The sequence below is a fragment of the Granulicella aggregans genome, assembly GCF_014203275.1.
Classification (GTDB): Bacteria; Acidobacteriota; Terriglobia; order Terriglobales; family Acidobacteriaceae; genus Edaphobacter.
This window is the reverse complement of the sequence record NZ_JACHIP010000001.1, coordinates 865,028-884,597: the sequence shown is the minus strand read 5'-3', so window position 1 is coordinate 884,597 and position 19,570 is coordinate 865,028. Positions and strand designations below refer to the sequence as shown.

At 56.2% G+C, this 19,570-nt stretch carries 18 protein-coding genes and 1 tRNA gene; 9 read left to right on the top strand and 10 right to left on the bottom strand.

Annotation, left to right across the window (positions count from 1 at the left end):
* Positions 1 to 198: 198 nt before the first annotated feature.
* The 6 genes from HDF16_RS03730 to HDF16_RS03705 form a co-directional block, all read right to left on the bottom strand.
* Positions 199 to 1,512, bottom strand: a complete 1,314-nt coding sequence (locus HDF16_RS03730; RefSeq protein WP_246408628.1) for an NfeD family protein — start codon at positions 1,510 to 1,512, stop codon at positions 199 to 201.
* Between the two features lie 122 nt (positions 1,513 to 1,634).
* Entirely contained in the window at positions 1,635 to 3,302 is a 1,668-nt protein-coding gene (locus HDF16_RS03725) for a tetratricopeptide repeat protein (RefSeq protein WP_184213774.1), read from the bottom strand.
* Between the two features lie 166 nt (positions 3,303 to 3,468).
* Complete coding sequence (locus tag HDF16_RS03720) at positions 3,469 to 5,076, bottom strand: ArnT family glycosyltransferase (RefSeq protein WP_184213773.1); 1,608 nt, start codon at positions 5,074 to 5,076, stop codon at positions 3,469 to 3,471.
* A 185-nt stretch (positions 5,077 to 5,261) separates the two neighbouring features.
* The gene (locus HDF16_RS03715) at positions 5,262 to 5,621 is read right to left on the bottom strand and encodes a DUF3467 domain-containing protein (protein WP_184213772.1); all 360 of its coding nucleotides are present in this window, start codon (positions 5,619 to 5,621) and stop codon (positions 5,262 to 5,264) included.
* A gap of 52 nt (positions 5,622 to 5,673) precedes the next feature.
* A tRNA-Leu gene (locus tag HDF16_RS03710) sits at positions 5,674 to 5,758 on the bottom strand.
* Between the two features lie 21 nt (positions 5,759 to 5,779).
* Positions 5,780 to 6,865: a tyrosine-type recombinase/integrase gene (locus HDF16_RS03705; RefSeq protein ID WP_184213771.1), complete on the bottom strand. Its 1,086-nt coding sequence runs from the start codon at positions 6,863 to 6,865 to the stop codon at positions 5,780 to 5,782.
* A 360-nt stretch (positions 6,866 to 7,225) separates the two neighbouring features.
* Between HDF16_RS03705 and HDF16_RS03700 the strand changes: the two genes are divergently transcribed.
* The 7 genes from HDF16_RS03700 (at position 7,226) to HDF16_RS03670 (ending at position 15,460) form a co-directional block, all read left to right on the top strand.
* Entirely contained in the window at positions 7,226 to 7,489 is a 264-nt protein-coding gene (locus HDF16_RS03700; RefSeq protein WP_184213770.1) for a hypothetical protein, read from the top strand.
* A 24-nt stretch (positions 7,490 to 7,513) separates the two neighbouring features.
* On the top strand, positions 7,514 to 8,704 hold the full coding sequence (locus HDF16_RS03695) for a hypothetical protein (protein WP_221312459.1): 1,191 nt from the start codon (positions 7,514 to 7,516) through the stop codon (positions 8,702 to 8,704).
* Entirely contained in the window at positions 8,704 to 9,927 is a 1,224-nt protein-coding gene (locus tag HDF16_RS03690; protein WP_184213768.1) for a hypothetical protein, read from the top strand. Before HDF16_RS03695 ends, HDF16_RS03690 begins: the two co-directional genes overlap by 1 nt.
* 406 nt (positions 9,928 to 10,333) lie before the next feature.
* A complete protein-coding gene (locus HDF16_RS03685) occupies positions 10,334 to 10,846 on the top strand; it encodes a hypothetical protein (protein WP_184213767.1) in 513 nt (170 codons plus the stop codon).
* A 1,327-nt stretch (positions 10,847 to 12,173) separates the two neighbouring features.
* Positions 12,174 to 13,448, top strand: a complete 1,275-nt coding sequence (locus tag HDF16_RS03680; protein ID WP_184213766.1) for a phage portal protein — start codon at positions 12,174 to 12,176, stop codon at positions 13,446 to 13,448.
* Positions 13,438 to 14,163 (top strand): HK97 family phage prohead protease, encoded by a 726-nt coding sequence (locus HDF16_RS31770; protein ID WP_432432231.1) that lies wholly within the window; start codon positions 13,438 to 13,440, stop codon positions 14,161 to 14,163. The genes HDF16_RS03680 and HDF16_RS31770 overlap by 11 nt, the downstream gene beginning before the upstream one ends.
* A gap of 85 nt (positions 14,164 to 14,248) precedes the next feature.
* The gene (locus HDF16_RS03670) at positions 14,249 to 15,460 is read left to right on the top strand and encodes a phage major capsid protein (protein WP_184213764.1); all 1,212 of its coding nucleotides are present in this window, start codon (positions 14,249 to 14,251) and stop codon (positions 15,458 to 15,460) included.
* A gap of 514 nt (positions 15,461 to 15,974) precedes the next feature.
* Here HDF16_RS03670 and HDF16_RS03665 read toward each other — a convergent pair.
* Positions 15,975 to 16,178: a hypothetical protein gene (locus tag HDF16_RS03665; protein WP_184213763.1), complete on the bottom strand. Its 204-nt coding sequence runs from the start codon at positions 16,176 to 16,178 to the stop codon at positions 15,975 to 15,977.
* A 214-nt stretch (positions 16,179 to 16,392) separates the two neighbouring features.
* Here HDF16_RS03665 and HDF16_RS03660 point away from each other — a divergent pair, with 214 nt between their 5' ends.
* On the top strand, positions 16,393 to 16,623 hold the full coding sequence (locus tag HDF16_RS03660) for a hypothetical protein (protein ID WP_184213762.1): 231 nt from the start codon (positions 16,393 to 16,395) through the stop codon (positions 16,621 to 16,623).
* Between the two features lie 2 nt (positions 16,624 to 16,625).
* Positions 16,626 to 17,333, top strand: coding sequence for an SOS response-associated peptidase (locus HDF16_RS03655; protein ID WP_184213761.1), 708 nt, complete (start codon positions 16,626 to 16,628; stop codon positions 17,331 to 17,333).
* Between the two features lie 153 nt (positions 17,334 to 17,486).
* Here the strand turns inward: HDF16_RS03655 and HDF16_RS03650 are convergent, their stop codons facing one another.
* The 3 genes from HDF16_RS03650 to HDF16_RS03640 form a co-directional block, all read right to left on the bottom strand.
* Positions 17,487 to 18,479, bottom strand: coding sequence for a DUF4062 domain-containing protein (locus HDF16_RS03650; RefSeq protein ID WP_184213760.1), 993 nt, complete (start codon positions 18,477 to 18,479; stop codon positions 17,487 to 17,489).
* Positions 18,480 to 18,538: 59 nt separating this feature from the next.
* Positions 18,539 to 18,799, bottom strand: coding sequence for a hypothetical protein (locus HDF16_RS03645; RefSeq protein WP_184213759.1), 261 nt, complete (start codon positions 18,797 to 18,799; stop codon positions 18,539 to 18,541).
* A gap of 213 nt (positions 18,800 to 19,012) precedes the next feature.
* Positions 19,013 to 19,273 (bottom strand): hypothetical protein, encoded by a 261-nt coding sequence (locus HDF16_RS03640; protein ID WP_184213758.1) that lies wholly within the window; start codon positions 19,271 to 19,273, stop codon positions 19,013 to 19,015.
* Positions 19,274 to 19,570: the final 297 nt, after the last annotated feature.

The following is a 19,570-nucleotide window of genomic DNA, read 5'->3' as shown; positions in this document are numbered from 1 at the left end:
ATTTTGGGCGGGAAGGTTCGGGCGGTACTGTGGTGTAAGGGTTTGGCGGGTCCTTCGACTTCGCATCTCGCGATGAGGCCGCGAGATGCTTCGTTCAGGATGACGGTTTCTTGGGTAGGGGAAGGAAGGTGGTTCGTGCTTTGCGCGAATGTCCCGCCTTAGCGACGATAAGACCGTTACGAAGATGGGTCCGGGGGGTTATTCGGCGGTGTCGATGGCGTGGACGAGGAGTGTCAGGCCTTCGAGGGCATCAACGCGGACTTGAGAGCCGACCGGCAGAGTTTTTGTTGGGGAGGCGAGGCGGGCTTGCCAGAGTTCGCCGCAGACTTCTACCTGGCCGGTGGGTGCGAGCGGGCTGACGACCGTGGCGATCTGGCGGAGCATCGCGTCGGGGCCTAAGAGGACTTTGTTGCGGCGGGCCTTGAGGGCGATCCCGGCGAGAAAGAAGGAGATGGCTCCGAAGCCGATCCCGGTGGCTAGAGCGGTCGAAAGGTGGACGCGGAGCTCGGGGACCGGGCTGTCGACGAGCGTGGCGAGGCCGAAGACAAGGCAGGCGATTCCTGCGGCGGCGAGGACTCCGTGGCTGGCGAACTTGGCTTCCAGCACGATCATGACGAGGGCGGCGAGGAGCAGGGCGACGGCGGTGTGGCGGAGGGGGAGAAGGTTCAGGCCGAAGCCGGCTAACAGGACGCAGAGAGTGCCGAGAGCGCCGGGGATGATGGTGCCGGGGACGTTGAACTCCAGGTAGATGAGCAGGCCGCCGGCGACCATGAGCAAAATCGCGAGGTCGGGGCTGGCGAGGCGGGTGAGGAGGCGCTCGCGGGTACTTGGGGTATCGGTATGGATGACTGCGTTCTTCAGATGGAGGACGGTGGAGGTGCCGTCGAAGCGCTTGATGGTGCGGCCATCAAGCTGGCGTAGGAGGGTGGCGTCGTCGGGGGAGATGAGGTCGATGAGCTTGAGGTCGAGGGCTTCGGAGTCGCTGTAGGACTTGGAGTTGCGGACGGCGTCTTCGGCGGCGGCGACGTTGCGGCCCCGGCGAGAGACGAAGGAGCGCAGGAAGGCGGCGGTGTCGTTTTCTAGCTTCTCCTTCATGACGGGGTCGAGGGTGGTGCCTTCGACTACCGGGTGGGCAGCTCCGGCGTTAGTGCCGGGGGCCATGGCGGCGATGTCTGCGGATTCAAGGAGAAAGAAGCCTGCGGAGCCGGCCCGGCTGCCGGTGGGGGAGATGTAAACGATGACGGGGACGGGGGAGGATTCGATGGCGGTGACGATGGTTCGGGTGGAGGAGAGCAGGCCGCCGGGGGTGCCCAGGGTGAGGAGTACGGCGCTTGCGTGGGCGGCCTGAGCATCGCGGAGGCCTCGGGCTACGTACTCCTGGGTGATGGGTTGAATGGTGTCGTGGAGGGTGAGCTTCAGGACGGTCGCAGTCTGTGCTCCCCCTGGCAGCGTACCGAAGAAGAGGGTGGCCAGGAAGAAGCTGAGAATCCCACCCATGCGAGAAAGCCGCATGGATGGGGCACCCATTGTTGTGTGGCTGTCTCGATGAGTGCGGTTCGTGCTTCGCACGAATGCCCACCTTAGCGACGATAAAGCCGTCGCGAAGATGGGGCACCCGGCACTTGTGGTTTGAGTCATGGGATGGATTGGCCTCGGGAGATGAGCTGCTGCTTCATCCCGATGGCGGAACCGTTCTTGGGGTCCAGTTTGAGGGCGCTGGTGACGTCGGTGGATGCGGCGGCGAGGTCGTTCTGCTTCAGGTCGAGACGGGCAAGGACCATGTAGGCTGCGGCGTTGGGTGCGAGTTCGAGGGAGGCCTGCGATTCACTACGGGCGTCTGCGTCCGCGCCGCTGCGTTCGCGGACTTGGGCAATGCCGGCTCGGGCCGCTGCCGACTTCGGGTCTCCGGCGAGAGCGGTCTGGAACTCGCGTTCGGCCTCGGGGACGAGGCCCTGAGCAAGGTAGTCGTTTCCGAGCTGGGTGTATTGGGTGGCCTGTTCTGCAGGCGGGAGGGTGGCTAGGCGCATGGCGCGGACCTGGTCGAGCTGGAAGGCCGCCTGTCGAAAGGAGGCCTCGGAGAAGGTGCGACGGATGCGTTCCAAGGGCTCGAAGCCACCCGCTGCGATGGCGTTGGTGAGGGGAGTTCCGGTCAGGTGAAGGTTGGCGGCGATGCGGGATTTGAGCTCGGTGGCCTCGGTGTCGAAGGGGCGGAGCTTGAGGGCAGTGTCGATCTCCGGCTGGGCGTGGGCGGGGTCGCCCTGGCGAAGGATGGCGAGGCCGAGGTTGAAGTGGTAGTCGGGATCATTGGGGTCGGCGGCGATGACCTGGCGGAAGAGGGCGACGGCATCTTTGCCCTGGCGGCTCTGGGCGACGGCCTCGTTGTTGAGGACTTCGGGGAGTGGGAGGCGGGTCGCGACTAGTTCGAACGCCTTCTGGGCGTCGGCATACTTGGCGCTGTTGAAGCGGGCGAGGCCGAGGAAGAAGTTGGCTTCGAGGGTGACGCGGTCGTCGGCGGGAACTTTGGCCAAGGTCGCGGCAGCCTGGTCGTACTGGCGGGCCTGGTACTGGGCCTTACCTAGGGCGAGGAGGGCGGCGGCGAAGTCAGGGGCCTCGTTGACTGAGGCTTGCAAGCGCTTGATGCGGTCGACGGAGCTGGTGGACTCGATGCCGCGGATGAAGTTTTCGAAGGCGCTGAGTTTGGCTCCGCCGGGCGCGGCTAGGAAGGTCTGGAGGGCGACGGGGAACTTGGGGTCGATCTGGCGGGCGATCTTCCAGGCGATGGCGTTCTCGCAGTCGAAGAGCTTGGGGAGTTCGCTGGAGTCTTCGAGCGGGGCGGAGAGGCTGAGTTGCTTCACCTGAAGGACGCGGGCCTGCACGACGATGCGACCGTCGGCAACGTTGTAGTTGCCGACGATGACGTAGTCGGCATCGAGGGTCTGGGCGATGCGGATGGTGGTGGCACGGGTGGGTCTGAAGTCGATGGGGAGGCCCAGGTGATCGAGGGCGAACTGGCGGTCGTCGCGAGTGATGGTGAGGAAGCCGGAGGAGTTGAAGCGGCGGTCGAGGGTGTCGGGGAAGGAGTCGGCGATCCAGTTCAGGGTGGGGTCGCCGGAACGGTTCTCGAAGGGGAGGACGAGGACCAGGCGGCCTGGAGTGGTGGGGTCCGGGGACTGGCTTATGGCAGCGGTGGCGGAGAAGAGGGTGCAGGCGAACAGGAAGAGCGAAGCGCGGAGGCGGTGGAGGTTCGACACCTCTGAAGTATAGTTCGCGGGCGATTTGTTGGTGGGAGATGGGATCGGCATTAGATGCGCGAACGTTTTACGTCCCACCCACGCGGTGAAGCCGCATGGATGGGGCACCCAGCTCTCGGCAGGTGGAGAAGCAGGTCCTTCGACTGCGGGACTCGCGGTGATGCTGCGAGTCCCTTCGCTCAGGATGACAGTTCTCTACTGACAGGAAGAGCGAGGCTCAGCGGGGCGGGTTGAGGCGGGCGTCGACGATGCGGGGGAAGTGGAGGATGGCGGCCCACTCGCCGCCGCGCGAGGTCTTCCAGACGACCTCGCCGTGGAGGATGGCGGCGGCTTCGTTTGGGAGCAGGTCGAGATGGAAGTCGAAGTATTTGGCGTCGTTTGCGGAGTTATGGCGGCTCAAGCTCAAGGCATTCTGCGGAGGTGCCCACTTGGTTGCGAAGAGCAGGGCTGTGTCGTAGCCACTGGGGTCGGAGGCGGCGCGCTGGATCTGGATTAGCGAGAAGTTTTCGATCGCGACGAATTTGTAGGGATGGGTCGTGTAGCCGAGGTCGGGGCGGGAGATCTCGGCGGCGGCTGGCCAGGCGGTGAGGACGGTGGCTTCGGGGTAGTGGGCCTGTAGAAAGTCGATGGCCTGCTGATGGACGACGATCATGTCGCGGTAGGTGAGGTTGTCTTCGGGCGCGAAGGCGTAGGGCGGGTTGATCCAGATCCCCGCCAGGAAGGCGACGGCGGTGAGTCCGGCCAGCCAGAACCACTGTAGGCGGGCCATGTGACTCTGCCAGATGGCAACGCAGATCAGGATGACCAGCGGGTACATCGGGAGCAGGTAGCGGGTGAGAAGCGCACCTCCAAGGATGGAGAACTCGAGGAGGTTGGCGGCGAGGATGACGGAGATTGCGGTGACGACGGGGTGCGAGAGGCGGGCGCGGGGGGCGATGGCCGGCATGAGGATCGCGGCGATGGCGCAGGCCACAGCAACGAACATGTTCATGTGCAGCGTGAGGTGGACGATGCGGTGGTAGAGGCAGAGGAAGATGCGGTAGGCGCTGAGGTTGGCGGTGGCGTTGTAGCGGAGGAACTCGGGGTTGCCGAAGATGAAGCCCGTTTTGAAGCGGTGATAGCCGTACCAGGTGAGGAGCGGCAGAACCGGTGCAGACAAAGCGGCGAACGACTTCAAATGCTTTGTGGCCGGGATCTTCGGGACGGCTCGATTTCGGCTGGCGCGGAGCGCGAGCGAGAGCTCATAAATCGCGAGGGCCAGCGGGGTGACGATGGCGGTCTCTTTCGAGAGAGCGGCGAGGGAGAAGAGCGCGGCGACCTTAAGTTGCGGGCGATCTTCGCTCGGCTCGAGGTACAGGGCGATGGCCCAGAGGGTGAAGGCGGCTGCGAAGATGTCGGCGTGGGCCAGGGTGCTTTGGGCAAACCAGACGGGGTAGATAGCGGTGAGGAGGGTCGCGACCCAGGCGGCTTTCTCGCCGAGCAACGTGCGGGTGAGGCGGAAGACCGCCAGCAGAGCGGCGGCGGCGAAAAGGCAGACCAGGACGCGCGTAGCGAGGATGTGGAAGCCGAAGATCTTCCACCATCCGGCCATGACGATTGTCGGGAGCGGAGGGTGGGCGTTGGTCACGGTCGACTGCGGAATGAGGGTTCCGGTACGGAAGAAGTCGAGCGCGGCGGGGACGTAGTAGCCGCCTTCATCCCAGAAATAAGGGAGACGGAGGAGGGTGAAGTGTGAGACCAGGATTGCGAGGAAGAAGACGGGAAAGAGGACGCAGAGAGCTATCGATTTGTTTGCGGGAGATGGCTGCGCGGGGAAGGTTGGCATCGAGTTTGTTGGCGGAAAGGTGCGGACGGTTCAGGTGATGCGATCGCGTTCGGGCTACTTCGACTGCGGCCCTTGTGATTAAGCTGCAAGGACCCTCGCTTAGGATCACGGCTTGTCCTTGTGTCCGAGAAAGCGGATCCTCCGACTTCGTTGAAGGATGACAGGCAAGGTAGTTGCCGACCAGCTTAGTTGACCGGGCCGCCGCGCTGGGGGATGGGAACGACGAAGCGGGGCTCGCCAGAGTTCTCAGATTTTGGTTCGAGGGCGAGAGCGCCGAAGGTCTGCTCATACTGGGCGAGGTTGTTGCCGAGGACGTTCCAGAGGGCCTTGGCCTGCTGCGGGCTGAGGTAGATGCCCTGGAAGTTTTCGATGGCGACCTGCGACTGCGACTCCTGGTGCATGGTGCCGAAGACGAGGAAGAAGTCCCAGACGCTCATGCGCACCTGGACGCTGTTGGCGTAAGAGCTGCGGTAGTCGGGGGTGCTGGAGAGCTTGAGCTCGGGCTGGTCGGGGTTTGGGTTGTTCGGGTTACTCGGATTACTCAAGGGAATTCTTCTCGCGGGTCGGGTCAGACCGGTGTTGGGTAGATCAGAATTTTGGTGCGAAAGGGGGGACTTGAACCCCCACGGATTGCTCCGCCAGATCCTAAGTCTGGTGCGTCTGCCAATTTCGCCACTTTCGCACTGATTGTAAAGGGTTTAGCTTAGGCTTTCAAAACCCGTCTGTTCGGTGTCCGGTTTGGTGTCCCATTGCTTCCGAAGTTTGCCAGCCTATCAACAGCCGACTGATTGTGATCCGGACTCAGGTGGGCGTACCGCATGGACATCTGTATTGTACTGTGTCCCATGAGTTGAGCAATGGTGCGGATGTCCACACCGGCCATAGCCAACCGGGACGCGAACGTGTGGCGATTCTTGTGCCAGGTGTAATTCGCGATCTTCGCCTCAGCGACGGCAGGGTCAAACCATTCTCGGTGCGCAATCATCGGGGTTTTCTTCGAGTTCAGGAACACGGGACCACTCGGCCCTGACATTTCATAGAGCGTCTTGAGAGCGGTAAGAGCAACGTGGTTCAACGAGATGTGCCGACCGCTTTTTGTGTTCGCTAACTTCCGAACGGTGAGTATCCTGCCGTCAAAGTTGATATCGCTCCAGTGCAGTCGCCATTGCTCAGAGGCTCTCATGCCGGTGTGCAGGCTGATGAGGAACGCAGGCAGATAGGAGGGGTGGCGTGTGGCTAAGACTTTCGTGATTGCTTGCTCCTCATCCAATGTGAGGAACCGGACGCTCAGGTTGTCTTCTGTTTTTCTGCGTATGCGTGATGCGGGGTTGGCGGCAATCTTTCCGTTATCGACTGCAACCCGAAACACGAGAGAGAAACAAGCCTGCCAGCGGTTGGTGGTTGCATCAGTCCAGTCCCGGCTCTCCTTCTCTGTTGTCAGCCACCTTTGGATCTGCTGTTTGGCAATGTCATGGACTTTTCTGTCTCCCCAATCTGCCCTCAGACGCTCAATTTTCAGTTTGAGTTCATGTGTCGACCGTTCGCCGTTTTCTGCCTTGGAGTGTTCAAGAGCATCGTCTAAGAGATCGGAGAACAGGAGAGATTTCCCAGACAGTTCGGGGAGCTTGATGCCCTGTAGCTTCTCCGTCTTTCTCTTGTCCAAAAGAGTCTTCGCGTCGGATTTGCGGCCGACCTTCTCACGGTGTTTCTTATGATCTGAGTCTGTCCACCGAATCCACCAGACGTTGCTGCCCTTATCTCTTTCGTAGACACCGAGGATCTTTTCCATGTGTCGACTGTACACCGGACTCTAAGAATTAGACAGTCTGGTGAAACGGACACTTGAGGCAGAGAGGTAATATACAGCATTTTCCTTGACAGGGGGGAGCCACTGTGAGATTATATGAAAGTCATCTCAATTTGGGGTGACGAGGTAGCGCAGGCGGAGGTAGTTTGCCGAACTAGGCAAAAGATCAAACGAAGTCTCAGGCGTAACTATACAAAGACCTGAGAGACCAGAAGCGGCTGAGTCAGTTCTCCGTAAGCTGAGGTGCAGAACACCGACCTGAGTAAAGGGCGCCCCCCCGGTTCAAGTGGGAATCAAAAAACATCTTGTTTTTGATTGCAGCTTAATTGCTGTGGGAGCTCTATGATTCGTCGCGGTCTTGTCATTCCTGTTCAGGTTACTGAGCAGACGATCCCTGTTCCAACCAAGCTTCTCTATGACCGCAAGTCTGCGGCCTTCACCCTTTCTATTTCTGTTCGCAGTCTTGACTATCTGATTGCAAATAAACGCCTGAACACCATCAAAATGGGTTCCAAGGTCATGGTCTCGCATGGTTCGTTGGTCAAGTTTAGCCGACAGCACCACGCCTCATTGACGGAACAAGACTCACAAAACTCTCGCGAATAGAGAGACAGCCAAACATCGCACTCGATGCGTTCACAGCCCGTTCAGGGCTGCGGACACGCCTGTCTCTTTCACCCTTTGGCCGTTGCCATTCAAGAGGATTTTCTGATGAGTTTTGATATTTCCAGCAGTGTGCAGCAACAGATTCACGCCGACGCTATGATGCGGACGGCTGACTACTATGACGAGTTGGTCCGTACAGACCAGAAGTCATCAACCACAGCCATCACCAGTCTTTCCCCCACATGGATCATGGAAGGCTGCATCTCGGGAGGTATCTGGGGACCGTCAACTCCCCACACAGAGCACGCCTGCGCCGCGAGAGAAGCATACAAGTTCGGTCAACGATTTACAGATCGGATATATCCCTCTGTGGATGGCTCCGCAGATCTAGAGATCCCATCGTACGAAAACAGAAGCCTTGTCTTCGACGAACTTGAGATCAAGGAGAATGAGACTCAGCCCGGATTCATCGGTGTCCAAGTACATGACCGCGATCAGTCAAGGAAGACAACCGCGAGCGCGAACACCAGTGCGTTTGGTGCACGCGACCATGAACCAGACTCGGATCACTTCGAGCAATCGGCCGAGCACGTAACTGAAGACGACTTGAACGCAGATTATGCAAACTATCTCGAAGGTACTGCGACGGCAGAAGACGTTCTGGCTGCCATCACGATTTTCATTCGGGCGAAGCTGACTTGGGGCTTTAAAGAAGCCACTTTTCGCAAGCTCAGCGCAGATGATCTGCTCGGGGTGTTCTGGGCCAAGATGGAAGGTCCCGTCGTTCATAAGAGGTTCAAAGCCGATAAGGAAAGCAAGTTCTCTCATTACGTGAACAGCGCCTGGTCGAACCTTCGGGCTGAAGCCTACAGCAAGATCAAGAAAGATCGAAAGCTCTTTCAGAGCAGCACTCCAGTTCCTTCTGACGATCCAGAAGGCTTTGATCGCTCGGATGAGAACGACTATGCGTTAGATGTCTACACGCGAGCTCAGCACGACACGACTCAGGAAACGGCAAGACTTGAACAGGAAATAAAGCGAAGCCTCTCTGCCACAGGTAAAGCGATTCTGGAAGCCTTACTGGATACTCCTAACAAATCAGAAGTGGCGAGGCGACTCGGTATCAGTCGACACGTCGTTGACCGGGCACAGGAGCGGATGCAAGTGGCTCATGCACGGGCGCTACTGCGTTTGGACTCCGGGAAGGTTGCCTAATGAGCAACATCTATCGGTTCGCTTACCCGACCGTGCCCCACTACCAGATGCCATGCGCTATGACCGGCTGCCTGAAGAGTATGAACCTGGAACAGTTCCGGTTCATACACCTGCTCCATTCTGAAGCCCAGAGGACCAATCGGTCTCAGATCTGTATGAGCCCAGCATTCATCAAGGACCGGACCGGGATTCACAGCACGAATCTCGGAAAGGTCCGCACGGCTCTGCGTGAACTCGGTCTGCTGCTCTTTGAGAAGGTGGGCACGGAATACATTTACACAGTCTGCCATCCTGAAACACGCTTGCCGGTGACAGATCAGACGATGCTTCAGACGATTGACTTAAAACTGGTTTCACCGACAGACCGAATCAAGTACATCTTTGGCATCATCCCCGATGGTCATCACGGAGAAAAGGGCATCACTGGCCGATGTCCTCTACCGAAACACAAGGACGATACTGCATCGTTCACCATGTACCCGGAAACCGGTGCATGGCGGTGCAGAGGTTGCGATCAGAAAGGATCGTTGCTGTCTCTTGAGATCCTTATGTCTGAGGACGGGATGGGAGTCACCGTTGACGACCAGGAGGCTTACAAGCGTGTCAGCACTAAGTTGCGTCGCCTGGGTGCTGGCAGTCGCACCACGGGCGTGCCAAGGGCTTCTGCTGACATTGTGTTTCCTTACACAGATGATGACTACGATGTCCTCTATGAATTCGTTCGCATAAAAGGTTTGAAGTCAAAGACGAGAGTGCGACGGGTTGATCCAGACAGACCAGGGCGCTACATCTGGAACGATGACGGCTGCCGCAGAGTCTTATATCGTTTGCCAGAGGTCAGGGACGCATCCACGGTGGTGGTTGTCGAAGGGGAGCCGGATGTGGAGACCGTCCGAAAACTGCTCTTGAGGGACTGTGACGGAGAGTTCATCGCAGTTACCACGAATCCGTACGGGGCACTCAATTGGCTGCCAGAGTACACGGACACCCTGGCTTTCAAACGGGTGATCCTGCTCGGTGACAATGACGACAAAGGGCGGGCTCACGTTGAGCAGGTGAAAGATTCCTTGGCGGCTGCCGCCATTGAGTTCAAGCATGTCGAACTGCCCGATGAGTTCAAGGATGTTACGGAGTATCTGTGTGTCTTTGACCCCGGCTGCCTGACAGAACTGATCGGCAGTGACTGGGTAACGCTGGTAGACAAGACCTACTCCCTTCTATAGGCAGATTGGCTATAAACAAAGACTTATTTGTTTATAGCCAATCTGTGATCCTGAAAACCTTTGTCACCATTGGGGATTGTAGACTTCGCTCCATTGTTAAGGATTGTGTCTTTGTATTGGCTGTTGCTCTTGCTGTTGCTTGTTCTTTGCTAACAGTTCTGTTCGTTCGGAGAATGCAATCTACAAGTCATGCTGAACCAGTACAGCATCGGCGGAAAGTATAGAAAATGTTGAGATGGTCTGCTAGGTGACTCTATCCGCTCGGACAATCCAGACTTCCAACACCACGTGTTTGTGTGCAGAGCCCATCCATCACTACCGAAAATAGACCGCGCATATTTCATAACTCTGCCGTCTATACCAATAGAGGGGTAAATAATCCCACTCTCTTGTTCTGGCTGGGGTTGTGATCCTCATCAGAGTCACAACCCCGTTTTACAAAGAAAGTGAGGCACGGATGCAGTCAAAACCTCTCAGCAAATATGAAGTATCTCGCCGTCTCATTACCCTCTACATCGAACACATTGAAAGCCTCTACGCCGACAATCCTAAAGACGCAGAGAAGCTGGTGACGATCTTGAAGGTTTACAAGCATTCTCTGAAGAGGCGAACCAAACCTCAGCCGGTTGACTTCGACTGGCTCTGGCTGCTGAAACACAACTTGAGGCAGGCAGAGAACGTCCTGGTAGAGATCCTAGAGAACGAACCCGAACTAATGCTGGGTTGGTTCATGGGCTGCAAGGCAACAAACCCGGCGCAGCATCTCAGCAATGTGCTGACCGAAATCATCCTAGAGTTCACGAAAGAGATCATGCAGACCGAGTCTATGTTCCCTCATCTGAAAGCAGAATTTGACAAAGAACGCGCGGAATACCGGCTCGCGAAGGCTGAGTACGAGGATCTATCGAATTATGACTGAAGCAAGCCCAACATCATTAGCCACGTGTGCATTGCGTCTTTACCAACACATCTTGTCTCTGGCGAAAAGGAAGAACCGAACCGAGGTCGGAATCGCTCATGCAAGGGCAGCAGAGATCGCAGGCTGCACTCGCATCGAGTTGAGGTCTGTGCACGATGGGTTCAGAACGAGCAAGCTGCTTGGCTGCAAGCGAACCAAGCACACCTTTCATTACCAACTGCCGACAACGATCAAGCCCTGATCCACGGCCTAGACATTCACCATGAGGACTTCCTGCCCTCTTGGTGGTAGGGCTGGAGCTTTACCGCTGGATTAGTCACCTGGCGGTCTTCGGCCAGCCCGCACGCTCCGAGGGTGACTCGCACCTTCGGGGCAAGTATTGGGACAGTTGAGCTTCGATGCTCCTGTCCCATTTTCATTGCACACTATGCAAACAGATTGAACTCTCCACCATCGTGTCTACAGGCGCGACGGAGAAGGGGCAGCGACTGTCTGCAAGTCCTGCCCTTGATATTGACATTGCTCCGACCGCACATCGGGGTAATAACGGCTGGCCTCTTCAGGCGGATGAACGCACCATCTGCTCTGGTCTCCGCCAGCCGGTGACAACGCGGGCGAGTGACGGCGCAACAAGCCTCCTCGCCCGATGTCATCCTTCAACGCCCAGCAATCCATTCGGAAGGGTAGGCGGTCGACTAAGCACCATGCTTTTTAGCTAGGAACCGACGCCCAAGCTTCTAATTTACTCGCAACTGATCAGGAAAAAAATGCAAAGCACTTCCCACAGTCACATGAGGGCGAACACACTTGTGTTTCAGGGGTTTTGAGGCAGTGATTGCTGTTGAATAGACGAATCCTGCACAGAAAAGGATGCAAAGAAACAATGCCAACACCACGCAAATCTTTATCGCAATTAGCAGTATCCGGCACGCTCGGAAAGAATCTAGGCCGATATCAGAGCCGAATTGCAGCCCAGCCTAACTTCATCCGGCCTGTCGGCAAGGCACCGCCTCATCTCACTCCTGGTGAACGGGCAGTCTGGGCAGAACTTGTGAGGGCTGCTCCACCTGGCTTACTGCAACGAAGTGACCGTCTGGTCCTGGAAGTTCTTAGCAAGCTGGTTGTTCGGATGCGTACTTCATCGGACCCAAAGAGTTCTGAACTCAACAGCCTTGTCAACGTCCTAACCAAGATGGGGCTTACCCCTGTCGACCGAACCAAGCTCAATCTTGAGTCTCCTCCCGAACCCTCTGCACAAGCTGCGGAGGATGCACGGTGGGCAGAACTCGATGAGCTTGACTGATCCCTATTCCTGAAAGATGTGCCTATGCAAATACAAACCCTCGGGCTGTCACCGCCTGAGCGAAGAGCTACGCCTCTCGATAATCCTGCCAACAGTCTGAACAGTCCTGCCAATTGGGGCTGGCTATCTGGTGGTCGCGAGTCGGCAGCCGGCGAACTCATCAACGATCAAACCGCCCTTCAGATCACCACAGTGTTTTCCTGCATTCGTGTATTGGCTGAGTCGGTTGCCAGCCTTCCGGTGAAGCTCTTCACCATCACTGATAAGGGCAGAATACAAGAGCTCAACAGCCCAATCCATTACCTGCTCTCCGTTTCTCCAAATGAGGAGATGAGCAGCTTCACTCTGTTCGAGACCCTGATGTGTCATCTTGCCCTGACCGGCAATGGTTACGTCCAGATTCAACGGAGTCCAGACGGCTCACCCTTAGCTCTATGGCCTCTCAGTCCTCGTCTTACTGTCCCTGTACGGCTTCCTAACGGAACACTGGCATACAAGACTACGGACGGTGAGGCGGGTGGGCAGAGTCGCATCCTGGCAGCTAAAGACGTGATCCACGTCCCTCTCACCAGTTGGGACGGTCTGGTCGGCATGTCCCCGATCATGCAGGCGAAGCAGAGCCTCGGCCTAGCTGCGGCTGCCGAGAAGTTTGGTGCAAGGTTATTTGCAAACTCTGCCGTGCCTCAGCTTGCCATAACCACGACAAACAAATTCAAGCCCGAAGACAAAGCCAAGATGAGGCAGGACTGGGAAGCACTTCACTCAGGTTCTAGCCAGCATCGGATAGCGGTTCTGGACCAGGATCTGAAGATCGAGAAACTGAGCATCACTCCTGAAGAGGGGCAGTTCCTCGAAACCCGGCATTACACGCGAGCCGACATCGCAGCCTTGTTCAGGGTTCCTGCCCACATGGTGGGTGAACTTCAGAAGCTCTCCAACAGCAACACCGAAAATATGAACCTCAGCTTTGTGGTCGATACCTTGCGTCCCTACCTTAGCCGAATTGAGGCAGAACTAGCTCGGAAGCTACTTCCTAGAGAGACCGGCAAGGTTAGCAGCCTCACAGTCCAGTTCGATGTGACAGAGCGTCTACGGGGCGACTATGCCTCACAGACAGCGGGCGCAGCAGCAGGGCGCATCGGTGGCTGGCTCACTGGCAATGATGTACGCCGTTCGATGGGCTTCAACGAAGCCGGACCCGAACTAGATGTTTACCTGGTGCCGGTTAACTATCAGAACGCGGACAGGCTACTCAATGAATCTGCCCCGACAGAAACGGTTGTGAACAATGCCTCATAAGAAAGAACTGAGATATCAAGCAGCAAAGGAACTTCGGGTGCAGTCTGGTCCTGACGGTTCCCGCACCATATCCGGTTACGCGATCCGATACAACGAACCCAGCGTGGATATGGGGTTCACTGAGGTCGTTGCACCAGGTGCCGTTACGGACTCACTTAGGCAGAATCCTAGCGTGCTATGTCTCCGGGATCACGATCCCACCCTGCTCATGGGCAGGACGACAGCAAAGACACTCACATTGACTGAAGATGCAAATGGACTTCGATTCGTCTGCAAGCTCCCCAACACTTCGCAGGCGAACGACCTGGCTGAGTCTATCGACCGTGGGGATCTCGACGGCGTGTCCTTCGGGTTCAGCGTGCCGAATGGTGGAGACAAGTGGTCCAGTGACAGCAAGGGCAACGTCACGCGAACTCTTCTCAAGATCAATTTGGCAGAGATCAGTCCATGTTCATTCCCGGCCTATCCGTCAACCTCGGTCTCAATCCGTTCCTGTCCATCTGAACTCCGAACACTGCTCAAACGATCAGAGGACGATGATGGGGAAGACGAGGATGGTTGCGGGTGTGACTGTGCTGAATGCCTGAACGGAGATTGTGCAGACTGCTCTGATCCTGATTGCACGGACGAAGACTGTGAACACGGCGACGACTCAGCCCGCTCCGTTCATCTCTGGAAGCTTGAACTCCGAATCGCACTAGCCAACCGGCTTTAGACCTAACAAACAACACTGCCTGGACTCACATCCGCATTTGCGGGTGATGGCCGTCTAGCGCCTCACGAAAGACAAGGAACCCAACATGGCAACTCTTATCGAACTCAAGCAGAACCGTAACAAACTTCTCACGGACGCACAGCAGATCCTCACCAGCAAGGCTGCGAACGCTGAAACCCGTATCGCAGCAAACAAGATGATTGCCGACGCGGACGAACTGGATGTGCAGATCGGACTTGAGGAACGCATCGCCAAGACTCAGAGTGAGGAACGCAACAGCACCCGGCCTCCACGGTCGCAGCCTGGAGACCAAGGCATCCCGGCAGATGCAGAGAAACAGAAGATGGCCTTCCGGGACTGGATGCGTACCGGCCACGTATCACAGGAGAACCGCTCTTATCTGCGACAGGCTGAAACTCGCGACCTGGGTGTCGGCACGACTGCTCCGATCACCGCTGGCGCTGTACTGGTGCCGTCTGGCTTCGATCCTCAGCTTCACATATCACAGAAGTCCTACGGTGCGCTAGTTGGGGCAGTGAGGCAGTTCAAAACGGACGACGGACGTAGCCTTAAGGTCAGTCTTGCCGACGATACGGCGCAAGGTCTCACGGTGATCGGTGAAGCCATTGCAGTGACCGAGAACGATCCGAACCTCTCTGGCTTCACCAGCAACGTCGACGAGCTCACCACTGGACTCGTGAAGGTCAGCAATTCGTTGTTACAGGACTCAGCCTTTGATGTCGATGACTTCATCCAGAACACCTTCGCAGCCCGCTATTACAAGGGTCTGTCGAAGATGATCTCGATTGGCAACGGTTCGAACATCGCGGCCATTACGGCAGGTGCAACCCTCGGAGCAACTTCGACTGCTCCCACAGTATTGGACCTGCCCTCTCTGATTGCAATCTACGGCGCGTTGGACGCGGCTTATTTGGAAAATGCGAGCTGGTTGATGAGTTCCACGGTGAGGTCAGGACTCATGGGTCTGACCGACAATTATGGTCATCCGATTCTGCAAGCCGATCTAACTGGGCAGCCGTTCAATGCCCTGTTCGGTCGTCCAATCGTTCTGAGCCCCTTCATGCCATCGGTTGCTGCTACGACAGTGCCGATCCTGTTCGGTGATCTCACCAGCTATACGCTTCGCACGGTCGCAGGCGGCTTGCAGGTTGTCAGGCTCACGGAACGGTACGCGGAATTAAATGAGACTGGATTTATTGGTTATACCCGTGCAGGTGGATACAACACCTCGCAGGCTGCATCGCCTTCGATTGTCAGCCTCAAGATGCATTCGTAAACTGGATCGTACGATACCCAGTCCCCACCATCCCTAGAGGATGGTGGGGTTTTTCTTCGTTACGTTCCAATTGATGTCGGCTCAGCACTCACCGCGGGGTTGTAGTAGGGGACTTCCACGGGAAAGGTCACACACTGCGGGCAATATCTAGAATGATTGATAAGACGAATCAATGCCTCTAGACGTTCTATCTGTTTCAGCAAGTCGACAGGATCCTCTTCAAGATGTCGCCCCGGGGGCAGCATCACTCCTATGCCGTCATCTTTGTTCGCATTCCAGCTACGTAGTAAGAATACCTGTCTATCGCAATTAGCTCGCAGTGTTCCGACAAGCTCCTCTTTGAGGTTTCTGAAATGTAAGAGCTTAAAGTCTCGTTCTTTCCGTTCGGTCTCGTTCAAAAACTCGGGTGGTAATTCATAACGTTCGGATCTGAGTAAAGGTATTTCCATAATTCTCCTGATAAGTCAGTTCATTTTGCTTTACAGATGCTACGCCGAAGCGAGAATCAGCGTGTCTATTGGCAGAGGTAAGCCGACAGGCTTTTCTCTCTCCTATCCATCCTTTTGTAGATCCGTTCCATATCGCGCTTATCGGTTGGTGTCAGTGTCTTCACAGCCTTCAATGCCAGGAACGGACGTAGGCGATCAGCCTCCTGCTGGATAAGCATTGCTTCGGTCATGACGCGGGTGGACAACTGAATATAAGGATCACGGCTCATGTCTCGCATTGTGTGGCCTCTTGGGCAGGATGGGTTCGGTCTAAAATTGACAGTATCCCGACGAATTCATGATGTCAAGGTGTAAGCCGCTGAAAATAAGTCACTTATGTCAATAAATTTGTTGCTGTATAGGATTTAAAAACTACAGAATCAGAGAGATAGTTGTGCAAGCATGAGCAGAAAATAATTCTCAGACGAGGGGATAAACTCATGTATGGCCAATCACGAGGAAGAACTCTTGAATGAAGACCCATCGGGTTACGATCCAGGTGCTCCAACGGCAGACGACTTCTACGCCTGTCCCATCGGTGTGGCTCTGTGGGAGCAGTACCGGGCAGGGCATCCAGATGCACAAGCCGAACCGCCTGCCCTTCCTGAAAGCCTGCCCGATGCTGTTGAGTATTGGGCGCACGCGAACTCTTGTGATGACTGTAACGAGGTATAGCCATGTGTGGACGCTACTATCGCCGTTCTGATAAACAACGTATCGCCGAAGCTTTCCGCCTCGGCAAGCTGGCAGAGTTGCCCCTTGAGGTTGCGCCATCCTTCAACATCGCGCCGACAACCATGCAGCCCGTCATAGTCGCCGACCGTGACACCGGGGAACGCACCATGCGCGTCATGCGTTGGGGTTTGATTCCGGTCTGGGCCAAAGATCCGAAGGCAATGGGGCTTAGCACGATCAACGCGAAGGCAGAAGGGCTTATGGAAAAACCTATGTGGCGCACGCCTTTCAAGAAGCGTCGGTGCCTAGTGCCGGCTGACGGCTTCTATGAGTGGAAGAAGCTCGACGCGAAGACAAAGCAGCCTTACGCCTTCCGGCTCAAGGATAACCAGCCATTAGCCTTCGGCGGCGTGTGGGAGCACTGGAAGGCTCTGGACGGCTCTCTGGAGTGGGATACGTTCTCCATCATCACCACGGAGCCGAACGAACTCACGGCAAGCGTCCACAATCGAATGCCGGTCATCCTGAAGCCGTCGGACTATGAACGCTGGCTGGACACAACGGACCTGGAACGTCCCCCGGTCGATCTCCTACGCCCCTACGATGCCGACCTGATGTCGGCGCACGCAGTGGACCCGCGTGTAGGCAATGTGAGGAACAACGAGCCCGGCTTATGCGAGGCGTTTGAGTGTCCGCCGAATTCAGCATGACATTCATCGTTACTCAGGCACTTTGCCTCAGAATGCATCGTTACTCAGGCACTTTGCCTCAGAATGCTAGGGAGGAAGGTTTTGGCCACGCGCAGGTTCGTTGATCTGCGATGGTAACGTCTGCACGTAGATCCCGTAAACCTGGCATCTCCGTTATCGTGCTTTAGCCGTAGCCAATGCCAGTAATGTTCTTTTTCCTAGGTCCGTGGGAGCCCAGAAGAGTGACTGCCCCCCATTCGTTGTTGGTTGCATTTCGACCTTCGCAAGATTCAACGCAATAAATTGAAGCTTTACCCGTTGAAAAGAATGGGGGTGGGGTGTCCAACTTGTCAGCAAAGTTTTGCCTGTCTCTCGATACAGCTCCTTTAGGGCTAATTCAAACTGGCTATACATGTGATGATCGTTGGGACATCCCAATATATGGGGACCGAGCCTCTCAAAAAGTTGCCCCCAAGTCACCGTGAATCTCCATTGCATGGAAGCCTGGTAGTTGCTACTACGATGAGTTCCTGTGAACTCAACCGGATCCTCTAAGGAGGCTAGATCGGCGACGACCGGCATGGCTTGCCTGAGTTGTTCTTCGAGTTCACCATTACGTCGCTGAAGATTTACGAGGTCCGAAAGGATGTCGGAGGCAGCAATTTGATCCGCCCTGACCCAACCCACAGCCGGCTGGGTCTTCATCGCGTGGACGAGACTTATTGTGACGGCACCCGGCAGATCTTTAGGGTCTTTCCACATCTTAACCATTTTGCCTGTTTTGGCTCTATCCCTGAATCGATCAAGCTTCTCTCTCAGCGCGGGATCTGCTTCGGACTTGTCAAAGGGGATAGAACCCGGAGCCTCGTGAATAAAAGACATAACGGGCAGCCCTTTATTCAAGGCGTAGTCATATTCTTTTTCGGTATAACTCAAGCCTTCAGGTGTAGTAGAGCCATACCGACCGCCAACGATAAGCACGTAATAATCGCAATCGTCGATCACACCTTTGATAAAAGTAAACTGTTCCTCATTTGAGGCCGGAAAGAGTTCCATGACGGAAGGGATGCAGTTCATCTCCAAAAGAGCTTGTATGACCGCCCGTCGCTCATCCATGAGGTCCGCATAAGTCGAACTGACGAACACCTGATAGCGTTTGTTTTCCATAGGAGTCCTGAGTGTTGAGATGCCAGTCTAGCAGTATGTCCGTAGGAGCAGAACAAGCCCTAAATCGGCGAAGGTGTCTTGCCCTGGCTGCGGAGAACTCTGTTAGCCAGGGTCTCCAGTCGATCCGCAAGTTTTAGGGCTTGCTCAGGCGATATCGCCAACTGAACGCAGTCCAATTCGCCCTTTGCTAGGGAATCGGGCGTTGCGGCGAAGAGCAATTGCGCAAAGATACCCACATCAAACTTGTCGATGTTCCACGTTATAAGCGGCATCATCGATATCTCGCCTTTTTCGTTGCGCAGGTATTTGTCGTCTTCCATAAGGCCCTCTCCTGTCATTTCTCTAACACTTTAGCCCGAACCCTCCGAAACACCCGATTGTAAATCTCATGCGCCAACTCTACTGATTCGTCTATTGCGGCACTGGTGGGAATCACGCGGACGTTGACGTGCTTCTCGCGTGCCAACCGAATCCCCGCAATGAGGCACGCACCGAGGTAGACCATGCTTCGGTTGAGGCGAGGCATGTTGGCATCAGGATCGAACATTGCGGGCACCTGTCTTTAGCTTCACATACTGTTCCGTGGTCAGGTTGAGCCAAGCTGAACCCCTCCCGAGGCTAATCCCATGCTCAATCGCCTGTCGGTCAGCCAAAACCTTGCCAGCCCCACCACGCAACGCCATCTCGATCACTTTTATGGAGTCCTGGAAGATCATCTGACGGGGCAGAGGTGTCTTCAGGTCCTCTTCAAGGAACGTGACCCTCCAGCCATTGGGCATCAACATGAAGTGCATATAGACCCTGCGTCTGGGCTCGCAGCGTCCGCAGTACCGTTCACCGCCCGGCCACTGTCCCGCGTCAATGGGAGTCCTGCAGTTGCAGCAGATCTTACCTGCCAACCGTTGCCGGGTTGTCGATGACCGCTCCCCGCCCATGTGCAGAGTGTAGGCGAAGACAAGGCGAAAGTCATCCACGGGTCATCGTAATTTCCGATAACCTCGACTTTCGAGCAGGTACACTCTTCCAGAGCAATGACGCACATGAAAAAGCGCGGCTGGCTGGGTCTCTATCTTCTTCAGGGGACCGTAGTG